The 22,544-nt window shown below is 64.1% G+C and carries 24 protein-coding genes and 1 pseudogene; 9 read left to right on the forward strand and 16 right to left on the reverse strand.

Annotation, left to right across the window (positions count from 1 at the left end; all coding sequences use genetic code 11):
• Window positions 1-38 precede the first annotated feature (38 nt).
• Window positions 39-509: a hypothetical protein gene (locus tag YUA_RS51455; RefSeq protein ID WP_027536139.1), complete on the forward strand. Its 471-nt coding sequence runs from the start codon at window positions 39-41 to the stop codon at window positions 507-509.
• A 198-nt stretch (window positions 510-707) separates the two neighbouring features.
• Here YUA_RS51455 and YUA_RS0142755 read toward each other — a convergent pair whose 3' ends face one another.
• On the reverse strand, window positions 708-1,205 hold the full coding sequence (locus YUA_RS0142755; protein ID WP_027536140.1) for a DUF1993 family protein: 498 nt from the start codon (window positions 1,203-1,205) through the stop codon (window positions 708-710).
• A 114-nt stretch (window positions 1,206-1,319) separates the two neighbouring features.
• On the opposite strand from YUA_RS0142755, the gene YUA_RS0142760 reads away from it, so the two are divergent.
• The 3 genes from YUA_RS0142760 (at window position 1,320) to YUA_RS0142770 (ending at window position 3,678) form a co-directional block, all read left to right on the forward strand.
• Window positions 1,320-2,114 carry a transporter substrate-binding domain-containing protein gene (locus YUA_RS0142760; RefSeq protein WP_035973172.1) on the forward strand — a complete coding sequence of 265 codons (795 nt, stop codon included), beginning with the start codon at window positions 1,320-1,322 and terminating at the stop codon, window positions 2,112-2,114.
• Between the two features lie 169 nt (window positions 2,115-2,283).
• Window positions 2,284-3,147 (forward strand): DUF2147 domain-containing protein, encoded by an 864-nt coding sequence (locus tag YUA_RS0142765; protein ID WP_027536142.1) that lies wholly within the window; start codon window positions 2,284-2,286, stop codon window positions 3,145-3,147.
• 150 nt (window positions 3,148-3,297) lie between these two features.
• Window positions 3,298-3,678 carry a hypothetical protein gene (locus tag YUA_RS0142770; protein ID WP_245285402.1) on the forward strand — a complete coding sequence of 127 codons (381 nt, stop codon included), beginning with the start codon at window positions 3,298-3,300 and terminating at the stop codon, window positions 3,676-3,678.
• A 3-nt stretch (window positions 3,679-3,681) separates the two neighbouring features.
• Here YUA_RS0142770 and YUA_RS0142775 read toward each other — a convergent pair whose 3' ends face one another.
• The 5 genes and pseudogenes from YUA_RS0142775 to YUA_RS0142795 form a co-directional block, all read right to left on the reverse strand.
• On the reverse strand, window positions 3,682-3,984 hold the full coding sequence (locus tag YUA_RS0142775; protein WP_156947628.1) for a hypothetical protein: 303 nt from the start codon (window positions 3,982-3,984) through the stop codon (window positions 3,682-3,684).
• Window positions 3,985-4,024: 40 nt separating this feature from the next.
• Window positions 4,025-4,135, reverse strand: a pseudogene (locus tag YUA_RS52895) (PEPxxWA-CTERM sorting domain-containing protein); the annotation flags it as partial.
• Window positions 4,136-4,943: 808 nt separating this feature from the next.
• A complete protein-coding gene (locus YUA_RS0142785) occupies window positions 4,944-5,258 on the reverse strand; it encodes a hypothetical protein (protein WP_156947629.1) in 315 nt (104 codons plus the stop codon).
• A gap of 59 nt (window positions 5,259-5,317) precedes the next feature.
• The gene (locus YUA_RS0142790) at window positions 5,318-5,722 is read right to left on the reverse strand and encodes a cupin domain-containing protein (protein WP_027536147.1); all 405 of its coding nucleotides are present in this window, start codon (window positions 5,720-5,722) and stop codon (window positions 5,318-5,320) included.
• Window positions 5,723-5,740: 18 nt separating this feature from the next.
• Window positions 5,741-6,439 carry a ribonuclease activity regulator RraA gene (locus YUA_RS0142795; protein ID WP_027536148.1) on the reverse strand — a complete coding sequence of 233 codons (699 nt, stop codon included), beginning with the start codon at window positions 6,437-6,439 and terminating at the stop codon, window positions 5,741-5,743.
• A gap of 248 nt (window positions 6,440-6,687) precedes the next feature.
• On the opposite strand from YUA_RS0142795, the gene pxpB reads away from it, so the two are divergent.
• Genes pxpB through YUA_RS0142810 form a run of 3 tightly spaced genes read left to right on the forward strand, consistent with a single transcriptional unit; the run spans window position 6,688 to window position 9,250 of the window.
• Window positions 6,688-7,419 (forward strand): 5-oxoprolinase subunit PxpB, encoded by a 732-nt coding sequence (pxpB, locus tag YUA_RS0142800; protein WP_027536149.1) that lies wholly within the window; start codon window positions 6,688-6,690, stop codon window positions 7,417-7,419.
• Window positions 7,416-8,453 (forward strand): biotin-dependent carboxyltransferase family protein, encoded by a 1,038-nt coding sequence (locus YUA_RS0142805; RefSeq protein WP_027536150.1) that lies wholly within the window; start codon window positions 7,416-7,418, stop codon window positions 8,451-8,453. Before pxpB ends, YUA_RS0142805 begins: the two co-directional genes overlap by 4 nt.
• Window positions 8,454-8,482: 29 nt before the next feature.
• Window positions 8,483-9,250: a LamB/YcsF family protein gene (locus YUA_RS0142810; RefSeq protein ID WP_027536151.1), complete on the forward strand. Its 768-nt coding sequence runs from the start codon at window positions 8,483-8,485 to the stop codon at window positions 9,248-9,250.
• Window positions 9,251-9,381: 131 nt separating this feature from the next.
• Here the strand turns inward: YUA_RS0142810 and YUA_RS49655 are convergent, their stop codons facing one another.
• The 7 genes from YUA_RS49655 to YUA_RS0142845 form a co-directional block, all read right to left on the reverse strand.
• Window positions 9,382-9,534 (reverse strand): hypothetical protein, encoded by a 153-nt coding sequence (locus tag YUA_RS49655; RefSeq protein ID WP_198029604.1) that lies wholly within the window; start codon window positions 9,532-9,534, stop codon window positions 9,382-9,384.
• 305 nt (window positions 9,535-9,839) lie between these two features.
• Window positions 9,840-11,453 (reverse strand): sulfite reductase subunit alpha, encoded by a 1,614-nt coding sequence (locus YUA_RS0142820; RefSeq protein WP_027536152.1) that lies wholly within the window; start codon window positions 11,451-11,453, stop codon window positions 9,840-9,842.
• Window positions 11,450-13,246 carry a NirA family protein gene (locus YUA_RS0142825; RefSeq protein ID WP_027536153.1) on the reverse strand — a complete coding sequence of 599 codons (1,797 nt, stop codon included), beginning with the start codon at window positions 13,244-13,246 and terminating at the stop codon, window positions 11,450-11,452. Before YUA_RS0142825 ends, YUA_RS0142820 begins: the two co-directional genes overlap by 4 nt.
• Before the next feature lie 13 nt (window positions 13,247-13,259).
• Window positions 13,260-14,090, reverse strand: coding sequence for a formate/nitrite transporter family protein (locus tag YUA_RS0142830; RefSeq protein WP_027536154.1), 831 nt, complete (start codon window positions 14,088-14,090; stop codon window positions 13,260-13,262).
• Between the two features lie 350 nt (window positions 14,091-14,440).
• Complete coding sequence (locus tag YUA_RS0142835; protein WP_027536155.1) at window positions 14,441-15,604, reverse strand: CmpA/NrtA family ABC transporter substrate-binding protein; 1,164 nt, start codon at window positions 15,602-15,604, stop codon at window positions 14,441-14,443.
• Window positions 15,601-16,191: an ANTAR domain-containing response regulator gene (locus YUA_RS0142840; RefSeq protein WP_027536156.1), complete on the reverse strand. Its 591-nt coding sequence runs from the start codon at window positions 16,189-16,191 to the stop codon at window positions 15,601-15,603. The genes YUA_RS0142835 and YUA_RS0142840 overlap by 4 nt, the downstream gene beginning before the upstream one ends.
• 292 nt (window positions 16,192-16,483) lie before the next feature.
• Window positions 16,484-17,047: a hypothetical protein gene (locus YUA_RS0142845; protein ID WP_027536157.1), complete on the reverse strand. Its 564-nt coding sequence runs from the start codon at window positions 17,045-17,047 to the stop codon at window positions 16,484-16,486.
• Between the two features lie 254 nt (window positions 17,048-17,301).
• On the opposite strand from YUA_RS0142845, the gene rimO reads away from it, so the two are divergent.
• On the forward strand, window positions 17,302-18,621 hold the full coding sequence (gene rimO / locus YUA_RS0142850) for a 30S ribosomal protein S12 methylthiotransferase RimO (RefSeq protein WP_027536158.1): 1,320 nt from the start codon (window positions 17,302-17,304) through the stop codon (window positions 18,619-18,621).
• A 302-nt stretch (window positions 18,622-18,923) separates the two neighbouring features.
• Here rimO and YUA_RS0142855 read toward each other — a convergent pair whose 3' ends face one another.
• The 3 genes from YUA_RS0142855 to YUA_RS0142860 form a co-directional block, all read right to left on the reverse strand.
• Complete coding sequence (locus YUA_RS0142855) at window positions 18,924-19,343, reverse strand: carboxymuconolactone decarboxylase family protein (RefSeq protein ID WP_014495189.1); 420 nt, start codon at window positions 19,341-19,343, stop codon at window positions 18,924-18,926.
• Window positions 19,276-19,707, reverse strand: coding sequence for a MerR family transcriptional regulator (locus tag YUA_RS49660; protein ID WP_084293292.1), 432 nt, complete (start codon window positions 19,705-19,707; stop codon window positions 19,276-19,278). The genes YUA_RS0142855 and YUA_RS49660 overlap by 68 nt, the downstream gene beginning before the upstream one ends.
• A 157-nt stretch (window positions 19,708-19,864) precedes the next feature.
• On the reverse strand, window positions 19,865-20,812 hold the full coding sequence (locus YUA_RS0142860) for a hypothetical protein (RefSeq protein ID WP_027536159.1): 948 nt from the start codon (window positions 20,810-20,812) through the stop codon (window positions 19,865-19,867).
• A gap of 443 nt (window positions 20,813-21,255) precedes the next feature.
• Between YUA_RS0142860 and YUA_RS0142865 the strand changes: the two genes are divergently transcribed.
• On the forward strand, window positions 21,256-22,452 hold the full coding sequence (locus tag YUA_RS0142865) for an acetylornithine transaminase (protein ID WP_027536160.1): 1,197 nt from the start codon (window positions 21,256-21,258) through the stop codon (window positions 22,450-22,452).
• Window positions 22,453-22,544 lie beyond the last annotated feature (92 nt).

A 22,544-nucleotide genomic window follows, 5' to 3' on the forward strand; every position in this document is an offset into this window, starting at 1 on the left:
CAGACTTGCCGGCCGCGTCGAGCTGGAGGATGGACCCCTTGTCAGAGATCGACCCGACCGACCACGCGCTGGCAACCATCGCCAGCATTTTGGAGCACCCCGAGCCCGTTCTCGTCATCCGCGACACCGAGACGGAGACGGTGGCTACCGATGACTATGCGGTCGCAGACGAGCATCACGCCTCCGACGAGCACCCGATGGTCGAGGAGCAGCCGCTGGTGCCCGATCATCACATCGACGCCGACGGCTACAGCAAGGTCGGTCCCGGGCCGATGGTGGCGATCCGCCTGAAATGGACGGTCCATCGCGGCGACGACGGCCAGTACTATGTGCACGAGACCATCGGCGAGCAGTCCGCCCCCGTGGTCAGCGGCCCCATGACCAGCGAGGCCGCCGTGCATTTCGTTGACGAACACGAGAACGAGGCGCATCGGCGCTTCGAGCTGCTGCGCAGCGAGATCGCCGGCCGCAGCTCGCTCGCCGACTACGAGCGCAAGGGCGAGGCTTGAGGCTACTTGCGACCGTCTCTCCGTGCACCTCTCCCGAAGGGAGAGGTCGGAGCGCATCGAAGATGCGATCCGGGTGAGGGGGTAAAGTCTCACTGGATGGCGCGGCCCCTCACCCGGATTGCACTGGACGATGCTTCGCATCGCCAAGCGCAATCCGACCTCTCCCCGTCGGGGAGAGGTGAGCATAGAGCCCGCCAATTACTTCCTCCCCAGAAAATCCTTCTTCACGAGCTCGACGCCCGCGTGCCGCAACAAATCGTACGCGGTCGTAACGTGAAAGAAGAATTGCGGGACGCTGTTGGTGAGCAGCAGCGTCCGCCCGGTAAAGGGCAGTTCGGTCCCATTCTTGAGCCTGAAGAACACCTTCAGCTCCGCAGCCGCATCGACCTCGGCGCGCGGCAGGCTTTCAATGAATTCGATTGACGTCGCGATCCGCGCCTGAAGCCCGGCCATGTCGTGCTCCAGCGGCGGCAGCGCGACCGGCTCGCACTGCGCCAGCAGGGCGGGGGCGACGGTGGCGTGGCGGCAGGCCTCGCCGACCTGCTGCGCCAGATCGTACATGTTCGGCGCCATGCGCATGCCGAGCAGGACCGCCGGATTGAACTTGCGGGTCTCGGCATAGGCAACGCCCTTGTCGAGCAGGACGGACAGGTTGCGCAGGTAAGGCACGAAGAGGCCCACCGAGGCCTCGTACATCGAGATGGTCACTTCAAGATTCCCTTCAATTCCGTCTCGCCAGAAACTGGCATCTGGTCTAAATCCACGTCTCAAGAGCTGCACAATGACAGCTCGGGCATCGGTGGAAAAGAGATGATCGTTCGAATAACCGTTCGAATCCTGGCGGCTTTGGCCGTGATGTTGCTGGCAAATCTTTCGGCTCACGCGCAGCAGGCGGCCCCCTCGCGCCTCGACGAGATCATCAAGCGGGGCACTCTGCGCGTCGGCATGACCGGCGACTACAAGCCCTTCACCTATCTGGACAAGGCCACGCAGCAGTTCTCTGGTTTCGACGTCGACATGGCGGAGGCGCTTGGCAAGGCGCTCGGCGTCAAGGTCGAATTCGTGCCGACGGCATGGCCGAAGCTGATGAAGGACTTTGAAGCCGACCAGTTCGATATCGCGATGGGCGGCGTGTCGGTCACGCTCGACCGCCAGAAGAAGGGCTTCTTCTCGATGCCGATCATGCGCGAGGGTAAGACGCCGATCGCGCGCTGTGCCGACGTCGGCAAGTACCAGAGCATTTCCGACATCGACAAGAAGGGCACCCGCGTCATCGTCAATCCCGGCGGCACCAACGAGCGTTTTGCGCGCGCCAACGTCAAGGACGCCGACATCACCGTCTTCCCCGACAACACCGCGATCTTCGACGAGATCGCCAAGGGCAACGCCGATCTGATGATGACGGACGCCTCCGAGACCCGCTACCAGCAGAAGCAGCACTCCGGCGTGCTCTGCGCGGTGCATCCCGAAAAACCGTTCGACTTCTCGGAGAAAGCCTACTGGCTCCAGCGCGACACGGCGCTGAAGGCCTTCGTCGACCAGTGGCTGCACATCTCCATGGAGGACGGCAGCTACAAGAAAATCTACGCCGCCTGGTTCGACTGACCCGCGTCCTCCTGTCGCTTGCCCTGGCCAAACTTTGGACTGGCTCCCGGTCTATTGAACCGGGAACCGCCGGGGCACGACTCATACGGTGACAGTGATCTAGATCACTTTTCGCGATCGGACCGGGGCGTAAGCGTCGGTGCAGGGACCACCTGTTCGGGAGATGGAAATGAGGAAGCTGTTGGCCACGGCCGCATTCCTTTTGCTGGCGAGCACTGCTGCGCAGGCGCAGTACACCTTCGAATATGGCGGGCGCACCATCCGCATCGATCCAGACCGCGGCACGGTGCAGATTCCCGGCGTGTACGACAACACCGGCCAGGGCAAGACCAGGAAGGCCAAGAAGAACGACACCAAGCCTGACCAGCAGGCCCCGCAACAGGCCAAGGTCGATCCGCAAGCACCGGCTGCTCTCGAGCCGGCCCCCGCTCCTGTCGCCGCGCCTCCGGCGGCTGAGCAGGCCCCGGTCCAAGGTCCCGCGGCCGTGGCGCCTGCCGCCCCGCCGGCAACTCCGGCCGCCACGGCAAACAACGCGCCGACCGAAGATGCGATGGTGCCGCCGCCTCAACCGACTCCAGCCGCGGCTCCGACGGTGGCCGCGGTACCACCCGCACCGCCTCCGCCCGCTCCGACCGTGGCTGCCGCACCTCCAGCATCGCCTCCGCCACCTGCGCCGGTTCAGGCCGCCGCCGTCGCACCGCCAGTTCCGGCAGCAGCTCCGGCGCGCGATCTCAATTCACCGCTCGGCGTCTGGCTCACCGAGGAGAAGGAAGGCAAGGTCCGCATCGAGCAGTGCGGCAATAACCTCTGCGGCTATTCGGTCGACAGCAAATCGAACCAGAACGGCGAACAGGTTTTGATCAACATGAAGCCCGGCAAGGACCAGAAATGGTCCGGCCGCATCCTCGATCCCAATACCGGCTCGACCTACGATTCCACGGTCACGTTGAAGGGCACCGACCGGCTTCGCGTGCAAGGCTGCGCCTTCGGCGGCATGTTCTGCGGCGGCCAGACCTGGACGCGTGTGAACTAGGCTCGTACCGTATTTTCGAGAGAGACAAGGGACCCCGGGCGCCCCTTGCTTTTGCCTGCAATGTGGTTGGATGTGCGTCACCTCACAGAGAACCTCGCGCGCGTGACAGCCATCACATCGTCGGTTCCGCGCCCGTGACACGATCCGCGCATGGTTAACCCCAAGTGGCGTGTCATGAACGGATTTCGCAAGAGTCTCTTCGCCACCATTATCGCCATCGCCTTCCCGCTCACGCAGGCGAATGCCGCGGGCTCGACGTTCGACGGCGCATGGAATGTCCGCATCTCGTCGTCGAGCGAAACCTGCGCCAATGGCGCAACCGTCGCGATCGGCATCAGCAACGGTCAGATCGCCTCGAGCAGCGCCGCGGTGACGGCGTCGGGCCGCGTCGCGGATGCCGGTGCCATCAACGTCACCCTGAGCACGGGCATCAAGCGCGCCGTCGGCTTCGGCCGGCTCAGCGGCACCTCAGGCTCCGGCACATGGCGTGGCGCCATGTGCAATGGGACTTGGACAGCAGAAAAACTTTAGATACTACAGCATGATGCTTAAATGTAGCTGCCATGACCAAGGCAGACAACCGCGCGGCCGCGAAGGCCTGGCACGAAGAACGGGATGCACCAGCGCGCCGAGGAGTCGCGGGCGAAAGAGGAGGTTGAGGCAGAGCTCGTCGAGTTGGATCGGCTCCGCCGCTAGTTCATTCGTAAACGGGACGCTCGGCCACGCGCGCGCCCACTGCTCGACGCGATCGACGACTATGTCGAAGATCTGACCGGAGACCCGACCGCGCTGCACGCCAAACATCACAGCATCGGGGACGAACAAAAAGGCCGCCAATTGAGGCGGCCTCTTCAACTTGGGTCACCACTGGTTCAGATCAGACGGCGTTCGGTGCCAACTTGTCTTTGCGGCGATAGGCCATGAAGCCCACACCTGCGAAGCCCAGCGTCAGCATCGCCCAAGTCGAAGGCTCCGGAACTGCTCCGGCAACGGTCGGAGTGTAGTCGTAGCTTATCGAATACGTGAAACCATATCCGTCGCTATCGTATAGGCCTCGATTGTTGCTGACGCTTACGCTCTGAAGAAGAAGCCCGTACGTCGAAATCTGCCCCGTTCCTATGAACGAAGAAAGAAGCGAACTTGAAACGCTGCCACTTCCTGATCCGCCCGCCAATACAGAGGTGACGGGCGAGGTATCAAAAGAAAATACATCGCTGCTCGTCACCGCAAGCAGTGACGTGTACGATGGGAATGAAACGGGACCGAGGCCCACAATGGTCGTCCGGTAAAGCGTCGCCGTCCCGGCGGTGTCCGCCTGTGCTTGCAGATTGGCGGTGTTAAACGCCAAGCTGACGTTGACGGAATTTAAAGTGCCAAGCGCGGGGTTAAACTGATCGACCAAGTGAGGGCTGGTATTGTCGTAACCGCTGAGCGGCGAGGTGAAAAATCCTACGCCCGTGTCAAGGCCGTCGTTGACGGTGTAGGTGATCGTGTCGGCGTAACTAACGCCAGGCGATGCGACTGCAGTACCGAGCGCTAGAACAGTCGCTAGCATCAAAAGCTTTGAGCTCATGGTATTTCCCCCAATTGGCAAAATTTCCAAACGGACAGACGGTAGCCTAATCCTGCCAGCGTTGAGCGCGCATGACAAGATAGCCACTTCCCCCCACTTGCCAGGCGGCGCTCGCCGCCCTCAGGCGAGGCGCCACGCGGCCCTCAGCTGGCTTTCATCGGCAAACGCGAGCAGGCTGTTCGGCCTTCAGCTTGCGCTAGCGCTTCGCGGAGCCGCCTGAGGCTTACGAAATGCCGGCCAGCGCGGTCGACCGATCGATCGGGCGTCTGATATGCTTCACAAGCCGGTTTGTCTGTCGTCGACGTGCCTGCCGCGCGCGGCATCGGCATGGCTCCGCAATTGTGAGAGCGGCGGCCAAAGCCACGGCGACAATGCCGGCGGCTGGCTCCGGCCAGAGCGCGGCGGCTGCGGCGCGCGCCTCCGCCAGGCGCGCCGCCGCGTGGTAGGCCTGCAGCCTCACCTCGAGCTTACGGACTTCGCGCGCGACCAACACGGGATCCGCCCCGATGGCGAGCAGCTTGTCGGCGATGACGGCCACATGGCGTGGCGCCATGTGCTCGGGCACGTGGACGGCGGAGCGGATGTAAGCAGTCTGCGTTAGCCGATCGCCGCGCCGTACTCGGCGTCCGTCACCGGCTCGAGCCAGGTCGAGAACACGCCGTCGAGCGCTTCCTGCATGGCGATGTGGCACATGCTGTTGCCTGGCGAGGCGCCGTGCCAGTGCACTTCACCCGGCGGGATCCAGACGGTGTCGCCGGGGCGGATTTCCTGGACCGTGCCGCCCTTGGTCTGGACGCGGCCGACGCCCGAAATCACGTAGAGCGTCTGCCCGAGCGGATGGTGGTGCCAGTTGGTGCGGGCGCCCGGCTCGAACGAGACGCGCGAGACGTTCAACCGCGCCGGCGCGGGCGCCATGTTGATAGGATCCTGCAGCACGGTGCCGGTGAAGTGTTCCTTGGGCGCACGGCGGGTCGGCCGCGTGCCTGCGAGCGTGATGTCCATGGGGTACCTCGTTTCCTGTTACTTCTTGCTGGCGGCGTAACGCGCCTTGGTCTCGGCGTTCATGGGATAGAGGCCCGGCAGCACTGCGCCGTTGTTCACCTCGTTGACGATCCAGGCTTCCATCCGCTCCTGCTCGACGCCTTCATTGAGCACGTGCTCGAGCATCGCCTGCGGGATCAGTACGCAGCCGTCCTGGTCGGCGACCACGATGTCGTTCGGGAACACGGCGACGCCGCCGCAGCCGATCGGCTCGCCCCAGCCGACGAAGGTGAGGCCCGCGACCGACGGCGGCGCGGCATAGCCGTCGCACCACACCGGCAAATTGGTGCCGAGCACGCCCTCGACGTCACGGACGACGCCATCGGTGACAAGCGCGGTGACGCCGCGCTTCATCATACGGGCGCAGAGGATGTCGCCGAAGATGCCGGCGTCGGTGATGCCCATGGCGTCGACCACGGCAATGCAGCCTTCCGGCATCGCCTCGATCGCGGTGCGGGTCGAGATCGGCGACGACCAGGATTCCGGCGTCGCCAGATCCTCGCGTGCCGGCACGAAGCGCAGCGTGAAGGCCGGTCCCACCAGGCGCGGCAGGCCCGGACGCAGCGGACGCGCGCCGCGCATCCACACATTGCGCAGGCCCTTCTTCAGCAGGACCGTGGTGATGGTGGCAGTGGTGATGCCGGCGAGGGTCTTGCGGGCTTCGGGGGACAGCGACATGGAAACAGACGAGCTCCGGATGGGCGGGAAAGAACGCGCGCATCTTGCGAGCCGGGGGCTTGCCGTCAAGGGCCAAAGCCCTGACAAGAACGCGGGCCTGCAGGGCAGTTATGGGCCGCGATAACAAGGCTTTATCGCTTGCCCCAGCATTAATTTATTGGACTTGCGGGCGCATTTACGCGAAGCAGGGGCGACGCGGAACTCAAGGCCGAGCCCGCGCTTTTCCAAAGGCCCGATTTCGACAGCTCATGGCCGCGACGCTTCCCCCGCCCCGCCTTCTGCCCAGTGGCGACAGCGCCGTCACGGTCGAGTTCAGCCGCACCATCGACGACGCCGCCAACGAGCGCGTGCTCGCGCTCGACAAGGCGCTTGCCGCCACGCCCATCGGGGGCATGTCCGAGACCATCCCGACCTATCGCTCGCTGCTGGTGCATTACGATCCCGGCAAGATCGGGTTCGACGCCCTCGGCGAAAAACTGCTCGCGATCGCCTGCCAGAAGCCGCCGCCGTCGACCAAGGCGCGGCGCTGGCGCATTCCGGTCGCCTATGGCGGCGAACACGGCATTGATCTGGAGGATGTCGCGAAGGCGCTGAACACCACGCCCGACGACATCGTCGCCCGTCACGTCGGTGGCAACTACCGCGTCGCCATGATCGGCTTCACGCCGGGCTGGTCGTATCTGAGCGGCCTCGACAAATCGCTGCACATGTCGCGACGGCAGAGCCCGCGGCTGTTCACGCCCGCCGGCACGATCTCGATCGGCGGCATCCAGGCGGGCATCCAGTGCCTGGCCGCGCCGAGCGGATGGCACCTGCTTGGCCGTACGCCTGTCAGAACCTATCAGCTCCACCGGAATCCGACCTTCCTTACCGAACCCGGTGATCGCGTGACGTTCTTTGCCATCGACCACAAGACGTTCGACGAACAAGACCGCGCCGCCGAGGCCGGCGAGATCATCGCCGAGCAGGTGATCGCATGAGCCGGCTCATCGTCGCCAGCGTCGGGCCTGCAAGCTCCGTCCAGGACGGCGGACGCCACGGCGCGCAGCGCTATGGGCTGACGCCGAGCGGCGCCATGGACCGGCTGGCGCTGGCGGCCGCAAACACGCTCGTCGGCAATGAGCCGTTCGCGGCCGCAGTCGAGATCGGTCCGTTCGGCGCGACGTTCGCCGCCAAGGACGGCGCCGTGCGCGTCGCCATCGCGGGCGCGCCGCGCAATGCCGACATCGCGGGGCGGCCGGTGGCCATGGACACATCCATCACGCTCAAGGATGGCGAGACGCTGACGCTGGGTTTTGCCCGTGGCGGTGCGTTCACCTATCTCGCGATCGAAGGCGCCATCAAGGGCGAGCCGGTGTTCGGCAGCCTCGCGGTGAATGCCCGCGCGGGACTCGGCAGCCCCTACCCGCGTCCGCTCCAGGCCGGCGACGAGTTCACGGTCGATGCCGCGAGCGGCGCGCCGGAACTGCGGATCGAATTGCCGAAGCCTGCGAGCGGTCCAATCCGCGTCGTGCTGGGGCCGCAGGACGACGAGTTCGACGACGCCAACAAGGCGCTGTTCCTCGACAGCGAGTGGAAGATCTCGGCGACCTCCGACCGCATGGGCTACCGGCTCGAAGGCCCCGCGATCAAGCATCTGCACGGCCACAACATCGTCTCCGACGGCACTGTCAACGGTAGCATCCAGGTGCCCGGCAACGGTTCGCCGATCGCGCTGATGATGGACCGCGGCACTTCCGGCGGCTATCCGAAGATCGCAACCGTGATCACGGCCGATGTCGGCCGCCTCGCCCAGACCTCGGCAGGCACGACGTTCCGCTTCAAGGCCGTCACCATGGCCGAGGCGCAGGACGAGGCGCGCAAGTATCAACAGCTGATCCGCACCCTGCCCGATCGCCTGCGCTCGTCCGACACGGTCGAACTCAACATCGAGGCACTGAGCGATGCCAACGTCGCGGGCTATGCGGTGAGTGCGATGGATGCCGGGACCTGGCAGGTGACGGCGGAGCCGTAAACAACAAGACCAAAGGCGGAGAGCAAGCCATGAAGACGATTGATCTCAATTGCGACCTCGGCGAAGGTTTTGGCGCGTGGGAGATGGGCAACGACGCCGCGATGATTGATCTCGCAAGCTCGGTCAACATCGCCTGCGGCTTCCATGCCGGCGATCCCGACATCATGCGGCGGACGGTGGAACTGGCGAAAGCGCGCGGCGTCTCGGTCGGCGCGCATCCCGGCTATCGCGACCTGCACGGTTTTGGCCGCCACCCGATCGCGGGCCTGAAGTCATCTGAGATCGAGAACCTCGTCGCCTACCAGATCGGCGCGCTGCAGGCGATCGCGACGGCGGCCGGTCACAAGGTGACGCATGTGAAAGCGCATGGCGCGCTCTCCAACGTCGCCTGCGAGGACGACATGACGGCGAAGGCCATCGCCGCCGGCATCAAGGCGGTCGATCCCAGTTTGATCTTTGTCGTGCTCGCCAATTCGAAATTGGTGAAGGCCGGCGAAGAGGCAAACCTGCCGATGGTGCATGAGGTGTTCGCCGACCGCGCCTACGAGGACGACGGCAACCTGGTCTCGCGCAAGAAGCCCGGCGCGGTGCTGCACGATGCCAAGGCGATTGCCGATCGCGTGGTGCGTATGGTGCAGGACGGCGCGGTGGTGTCGGTGACGGGCAAGGTCATCAGGATGCGCACGGACACGGTGTGCATCCATGGCGACACGCACGGCGCCGTCGATATCGCGCGCGGCTTGCGCCAGGCATTGAAGGATGCGGGGATCGAGGTCGCGCCGTTCAAGCGCGGATGAGGCAGGTTCGGTACCGGTAGGGTGGGCAAAGCGAAGCGTGCCCACCACGTCGATCTCGTCTGTTGAAAGATGGTGGGCACGACGCGCGAAGAGCGCGCCTTTGCCCACCCTACGAGAGCTGCGAAGCCCCGTCAGAACGGATGCACGGACAATGTGCCTAACACGATCGCGGCGATGACGGCGAAGGCGCTGTAGAGCCCGAGGTGATGGGCGTTCGCCACGGTCCGACGCGAGAGCGAGCGCGCGTAGAAGTGCAGCCTGGCTTCCGCCGATAGTTCGCGCATGGTCGATCTCCAACGCCCCATTTGCGGGATTATGAGGGATCGACCGGGGTGGCGGGCAAGACGCTCACGGAAATAGCGATGCCCTTCTCTGAAGGCCGCGCATCGCAGGCGCAAATTCTCTTCACCCCCCGGTTCCGAGAATCTTATTCGTTAAATTCCGAGCCAGCTGGAACCTGCCGGATGACGCTGGGATGACAGCGCGTCAGGCCGTCCAACTCAAATCGCGAAAACAACCCCATGCACAGTAGAACGCGACCGCCGGCGCCCCGCGCGGCGCCGGCGATTCATGGAGCTCTCGCTGAGCCTTAGTAGACGTCAGCCTGGAAGCGGCCCTTCTTCTTGAGATCAGCGACAAAACTGACAGCCTCGTCGGTGGAGCGGGCACCGAACTGGGCGACGATGTCGACCAGCGCCCGCTCGACGTCCTTGGCCATGCGCTTGGCATCGCCGCAGACGTAGAGATGGGCGCCCTCGGCAAGCCACGTCCAGACCTCGCGGCCGAGCTCGCGCATACGATCCTGCACGTAAAACTTCTTCTCGCCGTCGCGCGACCAGGCCAGCGACAGCCGCGTCAGAAGGCCTGAGGTCTTCATCGCGTTGAGCTCGTCGCGATAGAAGAAATCGCAATCGCTGCGCTGATGGCCGAAGAACAGCCAGTTCTTGCCTTGCGCGCCGGTCGCCTTGCGGTCGAGCAGGAAGGCGCGGAACGGCGCAATGCCGGTGCCGGGACCGATCATGATGACCGGAATCTTCGGATCCTCCGGCAGGCCGAAACCGTGCGCCTTCTGCACATAGACCTTGAGCTTGTCGCCCTCGTTGATGCGCTCGCCGAGGAAGGTCGAGGCGACGCCGAGACGCTTGCGCTTGCCGACGACGTAGCGCACGGAATCGACCGTGAGCGAGAGCTTGCCGGGTGTCGCATTGTGCGACGACGAGATCGAGTAGAGCCGCGGCTGGAGCGGCTCCAGCGCCTCGACGAAGGCTTCGGGATGCGGCCGTGTGCCCGAAAATTTCTGCAGCGCGGCCATCACGTCGAGCGCTGCGGCATCGCCATCGGGATCCTCGCCTTGCGCCAGCGCTCGCGCCTTCTCGCGCTGCGCGCCGCCGGTAATGAAGGAGAGCAGCTCGAACAGCTTGTCGGGCGCCGGTGACAGCGAGACGTCCTCGACCAGCGACTCGCGCAGCGTCTTGTTGTTGATTTTGGTGGTGTGAGAGGCGCCGAGCAGCGCGATGATCTGGTCGACGAGGCCGAGATCGTTGCGCGCGAACACGCCAAAGGAGTCGCCGACGACATAGTCGAGCTTGCTGTCGGACAGATCGAACTCGACGTGATAGGTCTCCTTCTCGGAAGCCCCCTTGTTGAGCAGGCGCCGCGACAGGAAGGTGGCTTCAACCGGTTTTTCGCGGGCGCGGCCGAGTTCGGCCTTCACCTCTGGCGCCGCCGGTACGCTTACGGCCGGAGCCGCCCCTGCCGCAGGCTTCGCAGCCGGCGCCTTGTCGATCTCCTCGAAGAGCTGCTTGAGCATCCGCGCCGTCTCCTTGCCGCCGGGGGCGCAGAGGTTGAGGCGGGCTTCGCTCTTGTTGGCGATCGAGTCCGAATAGTCGGCGCAATTGTAGCCGCACTGGCCGCAATCCTGCTGCGCCATCGCCGCCATCATGCGGCGTCGGAGCGGACGTCCCTCGGCAAGCTTCATGCGGTCGGCAATCACCATCGCCGGATCGTGCCAGGGTGCCTCCCCGTCATCGCCGTCGCCCTGCGGCGCCAGCATGGCGCCGTTCTCGATCGGCGACAGCGCCGTCGAGCCGTCGAGGCCGAGCATGCCGACGAGAAACCCGTTCAGCCACAGCCGCTGGCCTTCGCTGAACGGGGCATTGGCCGGGATGATCTCGATCTTGGGAGGCATGGACATCTGGGTCATGCTGTGACTTCCGGTTCGGCGAGTTTGCGCAGGGCTTCCCCGTGATGGCGACGGGAGAAGGTCAGGAATGGCTCTTCGGGCGAGGCGCGGTTGGCGAGATAGGCCTTCAAAAGCCCCTCGACGGTCTTCGGCACATCCTCGGCCTTCACATCGTGGAACACCTCCTGCCCGATCTCGGCATCGGGACCGAAGCCGCCCCCGGTAAAGAGGTGATAGCCCTCGACCTGGTCATCCTCCGTCGCACCCGGCACCTTGGCCGCGATCAGGCCGATGTCGGAGATGTAATGCTGCGCGCAGGAGTGATGGCAGCCGGTCAGATGGATGTTGAGCGGCGTATCGAGATTGACGCGCTCGTCGCACCAGTCGCCGATCGCGGCGGCATGGCGCTTGGTGTCGGAGGCCGCGAACTTGCAGCCGGCATTGCCGGTGCAGGCGATCAGGCCGGCGCGGACGTTCGAGACTTCAGTGGCGAGGCCGAGCTTCTCGATCGCCGCGGTGACGAGCGCGACGCTCTCGTTACGCACGCCGGAGATCAAGAGGTTCTGCCAAACCGTCAGACGGATATCGCCGTCGCCGAGATCCTGCGCGATCTTCGCGATGCCCCGCATCTGCTCGCAAGTGAGCTTTCCGACCGGCAGCGCCACGCCGACCCAGTTGAGCCCGGCCTGCTTCTGCCTGTGCACGCCGATATGGGCCATGCGATCGGACACGGGGCGCGGCAGAAGCGCCTCGGCCGGCACGCGTGCGAACGGCTTCTTGAGCCGCTCCTCGACCAGCTTGAGGAAGCCGTCGTGCCCCATATTGTCGAGCACGTATTTCAGCCGCGCCTTGTTGCGGTTGGTGCGATCGCCGTGCTCGATGAAGACGCGCACAATGGCATCGGCAACCGCGGTCGCGTCCTCGGGGCGAACGACGATACCGGAGTATTTTGCAAAATCCTTGTGGCCGGTGATGCCGCCGAGGCCGAGCTTGAACCAGACACCGGGCTCGACGCCATGGCCGTCCCTCACCTCGACCGCGGTGAAGGCGATGTCGTTGGTCTCCTCCAGCGCGGCGATCTTGCCGGCGCCGTCGAAGGCAACGTTGAACTTGCGCGGCAGGCCGAACAGCGAGCGGTCGTTGAGGATGTGGTAGTGCCACTCGCGCGCATATGGGCGCGTGTCGAGCAGCTCCTGCGGATCGATGCCGGCCGTCGGCGTGCCCGTGACGTTGCGGATGTTGTCGGCACCTGCGCCGCGCGAGCACAGGCCGATGTCCTGGACGCCCTCGATCAGCGCGACCGCGTTCTTCGGTTCGATCTCGCGGATCTGGAAGTTGGCGCGCGTGGTGACGTGGGTGTAGCCGCCGCCACAGCTTTCGGCGATGTCGGCCAAGCCCGACATCTGCCAGTGCTTCAGGATGCCGTTGGGGATGCGCAGGCGGGCCATGTAGGAGGTCTGCGCCGGCGCCACCCAGAAGATGCCGTAATAGCGCCAGCGGAAATTGTCCGCCGGCGTCGGATTGGCGTTGTTGCGCGCCTGGTCCTTCAACCGATCATAGGCATCGAACGGATGCATCTCGCGCTTGAACTTCTCCTGGTCGGCGAGCTTCTTGCCCGCCGCCGTGAGCTTGTCCTGCGCCTTGATCGCTGCGGCATCCGGCCCCGTCGGCTCGGATGGAGCATTGGCCGCAGGCGCGCCGCCGGCTGCAAAGGCGCGCCCGACACGTCCGACCTGCATGCCGGACATGAAACCTTCGAGATAGCGCTTCTGCTCGTCGGAGAAATCGGCCGTGGGTGCTGCATCGAGTTTCATGGGCGGAATGGACCTACTCTGCTGCCTGGATCGCGACCTGCGCCATTTCGGCCGCCGGCTTTGCGGGCTTGTACGTCACGTAGAGCGCGAGGCCGGTGAAGACGAAGCCACCGACGAGATTGCCGAGCGTCACGGGGATCTGATTCCACAGCCACCAGTCGGAGACGCTGACCTTGGCGCCGAGCATCATGCCGGTCGGGATCACGAACATATTGACGACGGCATGCTCGTAACCGAGCGCGAAGAACAGGAAGATCGGCAGCCAGGTCGCCGCGATCTTGCCGACCGTGGAGGTCGAGGTCATCGCCATCACGACGCCGAGGCAGACCAGCCAGTTGCAGAGGACCGCCTTGACGAAGACGGAGACCATGCCGGCGGTGCCGATCGCGGCGTTGCCGATTGTCTTTGCCTCGGCAACCGCGACGATGCGCGCGGCGACGCCGGTAACTTCGAGCTTGCCCATGTTGGTGAGCGAGATCGCGATCAGGGCGCCGACGGCGAGGCTGCCGAGCAGGTTGGCGACGAAGACCCAGGACCAGTTGGCGATGACCGCATTCCAGCTCGCCTTGCCTTCGAGGCGGGCAAGCGGAACGATGGCGAAGCTGCCAGTAACGAGCTCGAGGCCCAGCAGAACGATCATCACGAGGCTGACGGGAAAGATCAGCGCGCCGACGAGAGGCTGGCCCGTCGTGATCGCCCCGCTGAAGGCGAGCGTGGTGGCGGCGCCGAGCAGTGCGCCGGAGATCGCGCCGCGGATCAGAATGTCGCGGGGGGCAAGCGCCAGCTTCTTCAGGCTGGCATCGACCATCGAGGCCACAACGTCGGAGGGTTTCGCGTAATCCATATCGTAGCTCCAGCTTGCCGCACGAAAGGCGGCGTCAACGGGTTGAACGGACGTTGATCGCTGGGAGCCGGTTGGAGGCGCATAAGCGCCCAGCCGGAACCCGGAACGATCCGATCAGCTTCGTTGCTGCGGAAATCCACCATGGACTTGGAGCCGCCGGCGCCCACGCCAGGCGGCTTGGGCTCATCTATTCAAGGAGTGTGCCAACGCAGCATAGACTGCAAAGCCGCATGAAATCAGTGATTTAGATTTGTGTGCAATGCATGAAGTGGATTGAGGTTCATGCTACTTCGGGCAGCAATAGCCCAAAAATTAAGCTTCGAATCGCTCTGATTAAGATTTGAGCAGGACTACGGAGCCCGCCGGCCGACTTCAAATGAGGCCAAGTAGCCGCCGAGATCAGCGACATCGAAACGCGGTCCGGCAAAGGCGCCGAATGGGGTGCTGGCCTGACCGCCCCCGCTCCGCCCTAAAGCGGCGTCGTACAGGTCCGGCCGGAATACGGCCATGGCCGTCTTGAGCGCGTCGGGGCTCAGCGCCGTCTGCCCCCAGCGCACCATCTGCGCATAGAGCCAGGCGGCCTGGACCGGGTCCGGGCGCCCTGCGCCTTCGCGTCCGACCAGCAGATAGCGTTCGCTCTCGCGCACCGCGCCGTCGGGCGAGATCTTCAGGCGCCCGATAAGCGAACGCTGGATCACCTCAGCATCGACACCGATCCGCTCTGGCTGAGCGAGGAGCTGCGCGACCTCGGCCAGATTTGCAGGCTGCTCGATGAACTCTGCTGCCTTCACCGCCGCGCGCACCAGGCTAGCGACCACGTCCGGCTGCTTGTCGGCCCAGACCTTTCGAACCGCCAGCACCTTCTCTGCGGCATGCACCAGGATGTCGGAGACGAAATGCAAGATGTGGCCGATGCCGAGATCGACGGCGATCGAATTCCAGGGCGCGCCGACACAGAACCCATCGACGTGGCCGTTCTTGATGCTGTCCACCATGTAAGGCGGCGGCAGCACCACCAGGCGCACGTCCTCGTCGGGATCGACGCCGGCGGTCGCCATCCAGAACCGCAGCTGGTAATTGTGGGTCGAGAACGGGAAGGTCATGCCGAAGGTCAGCGGATCGGCCCCTTCCCTGCGCCGCCTGGCAACGACCTTGGCCAGCGCTTTCGCGGTGGCCATCGGATCGAAACGGTCGCCGTCGATCTCCTCCATCAGCGCGGCATGCAGCGCCGGCGACACCGTGATCGCATTGCCGTTGATGCCGAGGTTGAAGGGTGCTGCGATCGGTACCTTGACGTGACCGAGCCCGAGCGAGGACGCGATTGCCACCGGCGCCAACAGATGCGCCGCGTCGAACAGGCCGATGTTCAGCTTGTCGCGAACGTTGGACCAGGACACCTCGCGCACGAGCTCGACCTCGAGCCCTTCGGCTGCGGCAAATCCCTTGTCGACGGCGATGATCAGGGCGGCGGCGTCGACCAGCGGGATGAAACCGATGCGAAGCGGAGCGGTCATTTCAGCATCTCCGAGGCGGTGATGATCGACTGCGCGATCTCGCCGATTTTCTTCTTCTCGCGCATCGCGGTGGAGCGCAGCAGCACATAGGCCTCGTCCTCGGTGAGGCCCTTGACCTTCATCAGGATGCCCTTGGCCTTCTCGATGATCTTGCGGTCCTCGAGCTGCGACTTGGTCCGCTCCAGCTCCTCCTGGAGTTTTGCGAAAGCGTTGAAGCGCGACACGCAGAGGTCGAGGATCGGCTTGATGCGCTCCTTCTTCAGCCCGTCGACGATGTAGGCGGACACCCCTGCCTCCACGGAGGCCTGGATCGAGGATGAATCGCTCTGGTCGACGAACATCGCGATCGGCCGCTTCACGGCGCGGCTGACCTGGAACATCGCCTCCAGCACGTCGCGGCTGGGGTTCTCCAGATCGATCAGGATGATGTCGGGGTCCACCGCATAAATACGGGCGAGCAGGCTCTGCATCTCGCGGATATGGACGATCTGCGTGAATCCGGCCTCCCGCAACCCCTCCTCCAGGATCGCGGCCCGGATCGGGCTCTCGTCGACAATCACGATTTTAGGCGACTGTTCGGCGCTCATAGCTCACTCACCACCCGGCGATTCATCCATAGCATGCCGGACGGCCATGCAAAGGATTGTAATTATGGGCAATTGGGACTAGCTCAAGCCCGTCAATCAGGCAGATTTGGATATGGATCAGACGGCTGCACCCAAGGTCAGCTTCGTGTCGCTCGGGTGTCGCTGAGACAACGAATGTAAATTTCGGAGCCGTTAAGCCGAGATTTCGGCTTTCGGATGCGAAGCAAAACTCACGTGGTCAATCGGCGCATTACCGGTGGTAAAGCCGGAGCGAACATCGGGGCTTTTGCTCTCACGGAACCTTCGCGCCAATGATCATCTTGTCGAGAAGTGGCACGGTAGCCAGCACCGCCGTCTCGTTGAGGCCGGAGACCGCTAGCCGCACGACATAAGAATTGCCGTCCTTGTCGAGATCGGCGTAATGCGCGATCACCTCGATCGGCTGATCTTTCAGGGACGGATTATCGTAGCGATTGATAATGACCTTGGGGTTGACCGAGGGAAGCGTGGTGATCTTGGCATTCTCGCCGGATGTCATCGTCCAATCCCGATCGCTGGCTGCGACCCATTGAACCAATTCGGTCCGATCCTTGTTGTAGCGGCCTTCGGCATAGATGATTGCATCGGCTTTGCCGAATTTCTTCCCGTTAGGCACGAACATCGAGGCGCCGTACTTGAGACTCGCGGCCTCGTCCCTCGCCCACCCATCAGGTGCTTTCACGCGTGGCCTGAATTCCGGGCACAATCGTTCTTGCCGATCGCAGACATGGATGATCTTGTCGACTTCAGCTCGCGCCGGAAACATCGCGCCATAGAAAACGGTAACGAAAGCCATGTCGAAGATGAAACGGCGCATCACAGCTAAGCTCCGTGGAATCAAGCAACAACAGAATAACCACTAAAAAGTGCAGGTTCGAGCAATTCATCTCGAACGAGCTTCCGCGTCAGGAGCCCTCAGTCAGTCCATACCTTCTCAATTGCCGGCCGATCGCCTTATGATAGCGGGAATACTTCTTCAGCGCCGCGCACGTTAGTTATTGAATTTCGCCATCGGGTCAATTAGTTGGATCGCATATCCGAACAACTCAGATCCAGGTTCCAGGCGATTACATGGAAAGAGCGCCGCGTATATCATTCACATCACTCGGGTGTCCCAAGGCATTGGTGGATTCCGAGCGCATCATCACGCGGCTGCGCGCCGAGGGATACGAGCTCGCCCGCAAGCATGACGGCGCCGACATCGTCATCGTCAACACGTGCGGGTTCCTCGACAGTGCCAAGCAGGAATCGCTGTCGGCGATCGGCGAGGCCATGGCCGAGAACGGCAAGGTGATCGTCACCGGCTGCATGGGCGCCGAGCCCGAGCAGATCGAGGAAGCCTATCCCGGCGTGCTCTCGATCACCGGACCGCAGCAATATGAGAGCGTGCTCGATGCCGTGCATCGCGCGCTGCCGCCGGCGCACAATCCGCATCTCGACCTGGTGCCGCCGCAGGGCATCAAGCTGACGCCGCGCCACTACGCCTATTTGAAGATCTCCGAGGGCTGCAACAACCGCTGCACCTTCTGCATCATCCCGAAGCTGCGTGGCGATCTGGTCTCGCGTCCGGCCAATGACGTGCTGCGCGAGGCCGAGCGCCTGGTCGGCGCCGGCGTCAAGGAGCTGCTGGTGATCTCGCAAGACACCTCGGCCTATGGCTTCGATCTCAAATACGCCGAGAGCCCGTGGAAGGATCGTCAGGTCCGCGCCAGATTCCTCGACCTCGCGCGCGAGCTCGGCGAACTCGGCGCCTGGGTCCGGCTGCAATATGTCTATCCCTACCCGCATGTCGACGAGGTCATCGCGCTGATGAACGAGGGGAAGGTGCTGCCCTATCTCGACATCCCGTTCCAGCATGCGAGCCCCGGGGTGCTGAAGGCGATGAAGCGCCCGGCCGCGCAGGACAAGACGCTGGCGCGCATCAAGCGCTGGCGCGAGGAATGCCCCGACCTCGCGCTGCGCTCGACCTTCATCGTCGGCTTCCCCGGCGAGACCGATGCCGATTTTGCCTATCTGCTCGACTGGCTCGATGAAGCCGAGATCGATCGCCTCGGCTGCTTCAAATACGAGCCGGTTGCGGGGGCCACGTCGAATGCGCTCGAAGGTGCCGTTCCCGCTGAGGTCAAGCAGGAGCGCTACAATGCGCTGATGGCGCGGCAGCAGAAGATCTCAGCGCGCCGGCTGAAGCGCAAGGTCGGCACCCGCCAGCAGATCATCATCGACGAGGTCGGTCCGACGGTGGCCAAGGGCCGCTCCAAGGCGGATGCGCCGGAGATCGACGGCGCGGTGTATCTGACGAGCCGCCGCCCGTTGCGTGTCGGCGAGATCGTCACTGCGAAGATCGAGCGCGCCGACCAATACGATCTGCACGGCAGCGTCGCGGGATTTTGAGGCTCACGACGCCGCCCGCCATTTCGGTACCCAGCGCTCCAGCCTGGATGCGCGGGCAAGATCGGCGCGCTTCGCGTCCTCCGAGTGAAGCAGAGCACCACGGTCATTTCCGTTCCGATAGAGATGGATCGGAACGGGCTTTTTTGACGCGTGTTCCTGACGCGAACAGGTATCCACTTCGCTCGGATGCGCTCTAGTCTAGGGGCGCACAGTACACGGCGCCGACGGGCGCCGGGGCAAGGCACGTGCGGGGGCAGCAATGGCCAGGCTGCCGAGCAGAAAGAATGTTTGGAGCAAGTTCGTCATGTCGCTTCTCCCGAGGCCTGCCGTCCGTCATGCGCGGAAAACACCTCCTTGGCCGCGAACAGCCCATTCACCGCCGCCGGGAAGCCCGCATAGACGGCCATCTGCATGATGATCTCCACTATCTCGTCGCGAGACAGCCCGACGTTCAGACCCGCCTCGATATGCACTTTGAGCTGAGGCGCGGCATTTCCGAGCGCCGTCAGCGCGGCGATCGTCGCGATCTCTCGATCGCGCAGGCCGAGGTCCGGGCGGCTGTAAATGTCGCCGAAGGGAAACTCGATCACGTATCGTGCGAAGTCCGGAGCGATGTCGGCGAGTGAGGCGACGACCTTTTCGCCGGCTCTGCCGTCAATGCGCGACAGGGCCCGCTGGCCGCGATCGAAGCGGCTTTCGGCTTGTGTTTGGGCGTGCGTCATTTTCCTTCGTCCTCTGTTCGTCTCCGGCATAGCCGGCGATCTTGGTATCAAGGACGAGCAGGCATTCCTGGAGTTCGGCAAGTTGCTTGCGAACCTGTTCCCGGTGAATTTCCAGTATCTTCCGCCGGGCTGACCCGGTGGCTTCGCCTTCATCACGAAGCGCCGCATAACGCAACATGTCCCGGATCGGCATTCCCGTAGTCTTGAGACGACCGAGGAATGCGATCCATGTGAGGATCGATGCGTCATAATCACGCTGGCCGGAACGATCCCGGTCTGCGTATGGCAGCAGCCCGATGCGCTCATAATAACGCAACGTGTGAGTCGACAAGCCGGTTCGTTTTGCGAGGTCGCCGATCTTCATGTGTGCCCGTTCTCGTACTGACGCACGTACAGATACCCCTTCGAGCGCACTCTAAGTCAAGGGGTATCGAAGGTGCCGCTCTCGCGAGGTCAAGATGGCACGACAGCAGTCGATTTCGGCGCGCCGGCTCGGCGGCAGCATCGTGGGATCCCGAGCTTCAGGCCTCCGCCAGCCATTTCGGCACCCAGCGCTCCGGGCGCGGGGCGCGGGCGAGATCGGCTTGGGCTTCGGACAATTTCGCCGGCTCGCCCTCGATGGTCGGGCGCACGTCGTATTCGAAGTTCGGCATGACGCGGCCGTCGGCATAGAGGCCGAATTTCATCGCATACCAAAGCCCGAGCTCGGGCTGTGCGCGGCGCATCTCCTCGCGCAGATCGCGCAGCAGGGACTCGATCGAGGCGGCCTCCTCGAACGGCTGCGGTCCGCGCGACAGGACGCGCGCCTCATATTGCTTGCCGACGATCGCGACCTCGAAATGCGTCTTGTCCCAGGCCTTCTTGCCCTTCGGCAGATGCGCGGCCAGTCGCCAGCCGAGTTCGGCCATCAAGCGGTGATTGGCCCAGTATTCCTCGCGGTCCCGGCTCCACTTCTCGACGAAGCCACGGAAGTCGGGCAGCTCGAATGCGCCATCCTCGGACGGCACCGGCTCGCCGGTCGGCCGTCGGGCGAGCCACTGCGCAAGCTCGACCGTCTGAGGCTCGACCTCGTCGTGCGGCCGCAGATCGTGCCAGGCCTTGTCGAATTGCTGGGACGTCAGTTTTTCGAGCAGCGCGTCGAGGGACGGCGCGAGCAGCTCGTAATCGCCCTCCGAGCCGAGCCCCACGATCGGGGGATCGTCGCGGTCGAGACCGGCGCCGTACCAGCCGCCGACGGCCGAGCCGTCCGGCAGGCGCATGAACAGCGCGAAGCGGTCGCGCAGCGGACTGCCATCGAAGATCGGCGCCTGGTCGGAGAACTGGCCTTGCAGCGAGAAGCAGCCGACGCTGCCCCAGGCGCGCCCGTTCAGCCAGCCGGCAAAATCCAGCAGCAGAGGCGGCGCCTCGATGCCCGGCGGAAACGCGCCGCGAATGCTGTCGAGGTCGATCGGATAAGGCGTGTCGGACAAGGCTGAAAACTGTCTGGTTGGTCCCGTCCCTCTTGGTCTGTCCCGGCTTGCGTCCGGTTCGAACCAATTCGCGTTCCGAGATCACAAACGCGCCAGAGCCGCTATGGTTTCTAGCCGGTCCATGATGAAACGCGAGTGACATCCGGCTCATGGTACCGCATGCCGTGGCACACGCCCCACGGGTGTTTTGCAAAACGTCTGCTTGACAGGCCCTGCTGTTCGGCTGTACGGACGCCCCCATGATCAATTCTCGGACCCATCTGCGCCAGGCCATGCGTCGTCGCTCCCGCGACGATGATGGGTTGCGCCATGTCCGACGACGCCGCTGAAGCACTGAATTCAGCCAGTTTTCGAGAAGGCCGCACCCGCAAAGTGCGGCCTTCTTGCATTTCGCGTCCCGTTTTCACCCCGCCCCAAGTCTTCTACCCCAAGAGGAGTTCGACATGACCACCGCCACCCATTCGTATGACGCGCTGATGGACATCACCGCACGGCCCAAGGCCGTGTTCGTCCGTGGCGCCGGCTCATACCTGTGGGACGACAGGCGCAAGCGCTATCTCGATTTCGTGCAGGGCTGGGCCGTGAACTGCCTCGGCCACTCACCGCCGGCGGTTGCGGACGCGCTCGCTTCGCAGGCCAAGCGGCTGCTGACGCCGAGCCCGGCTTTCTACAACGAGCCGAGCCTCAAGCTCGCGCGTGCGCTCGTCACCAACAGCGCTTTCGACCAGGTGTTCTTTGCCAATTCAGGCGCTGAGGCCAATGAGGGCGCGATCAAGCTCGCGCGGAAATATGGCAGCCTGCACAGAGGCGGCGCGTTCGAGATCATCACGTTTGAAGGCGGCTTCCACGGGAGAACGCTGGCGGCGATGTCGGCCTCGGGCAAGAAGGCGTTCGAACCGCTGTTCGAGCCAAAGGTTGCCGGCTTCAAGAAGGCGAAGCTCAACGACATCGCTTCGGTCGAGAAGCTGATCAACGACAACACCGTCGCGGTGATGCTCGAGCCGATCCAGGGCGAGTCCGGCGTGTGGCCGGCGACCGACGCGTTCTTGCAAGCGCTACGCGCGCTCACCGAGGCGCATGGCCTGCTGCTCATTTTCGACGAGATCCAGACCGGCATGGGCCGGACCGGAAAGCTCTTTCACTATGAGCACACCGGCATTGCGCCCGACATCATGACGCTCGGCAAGGGCATCGGCGGCGGCGTGCCGCTCGCAGCGCTGCTTGCCACCGAACGCGCCTCCTGCTTCGAGCACGGCGACCAGGGCGGCACGTTCAACGGCAACCCGCTGATGTGCGCGGCAGGCCTTGCCGTGCTCGAACAGGTCGGCACGCCCGACTTCCTGAAGTCGGTCACCGAGACCGGCCTGCTGCTCGAAAGCGAGCTGCAAAAAGTCTCGGCACGGCACGGCCTCGGCGGCGTGCGGGGACGCGGGCTGCTGCTCGCACTCGACCTCAAGCTGCCGATCGCGCCCGGCATCGTCGCGCAGGCGTTCGAGGCCGGCGTGCTGCTCAACGCACCGCAGCTCGACACGCTGCGCTTCATGCCGGCGCTGAACGTCACAAAGGGAGAGATCGCCGAGATGATCGATTGTCTCGACGGGATTTTGACCAAGGCCGGCGTGGCACGAAGGGTGGCGTAACTGCCGTAGGGTGGGCAAAGCGAAGCGTGCCCACCATTAAAACCAATGTCGCGAAATGGTGGGCACGGCGCTCCGCGCCTTTGCCCACCCTA

The sequence above is a fragment of the Bradyrhizobium sp. WSM3983 genome, from assembly GCF_000473045.1.
Lineage (GTDB): Bacteria > Pseudomonadota > Alphaproteobacteria > Rhizobiales > Xanthobacteraceae > Bradyrhizobium.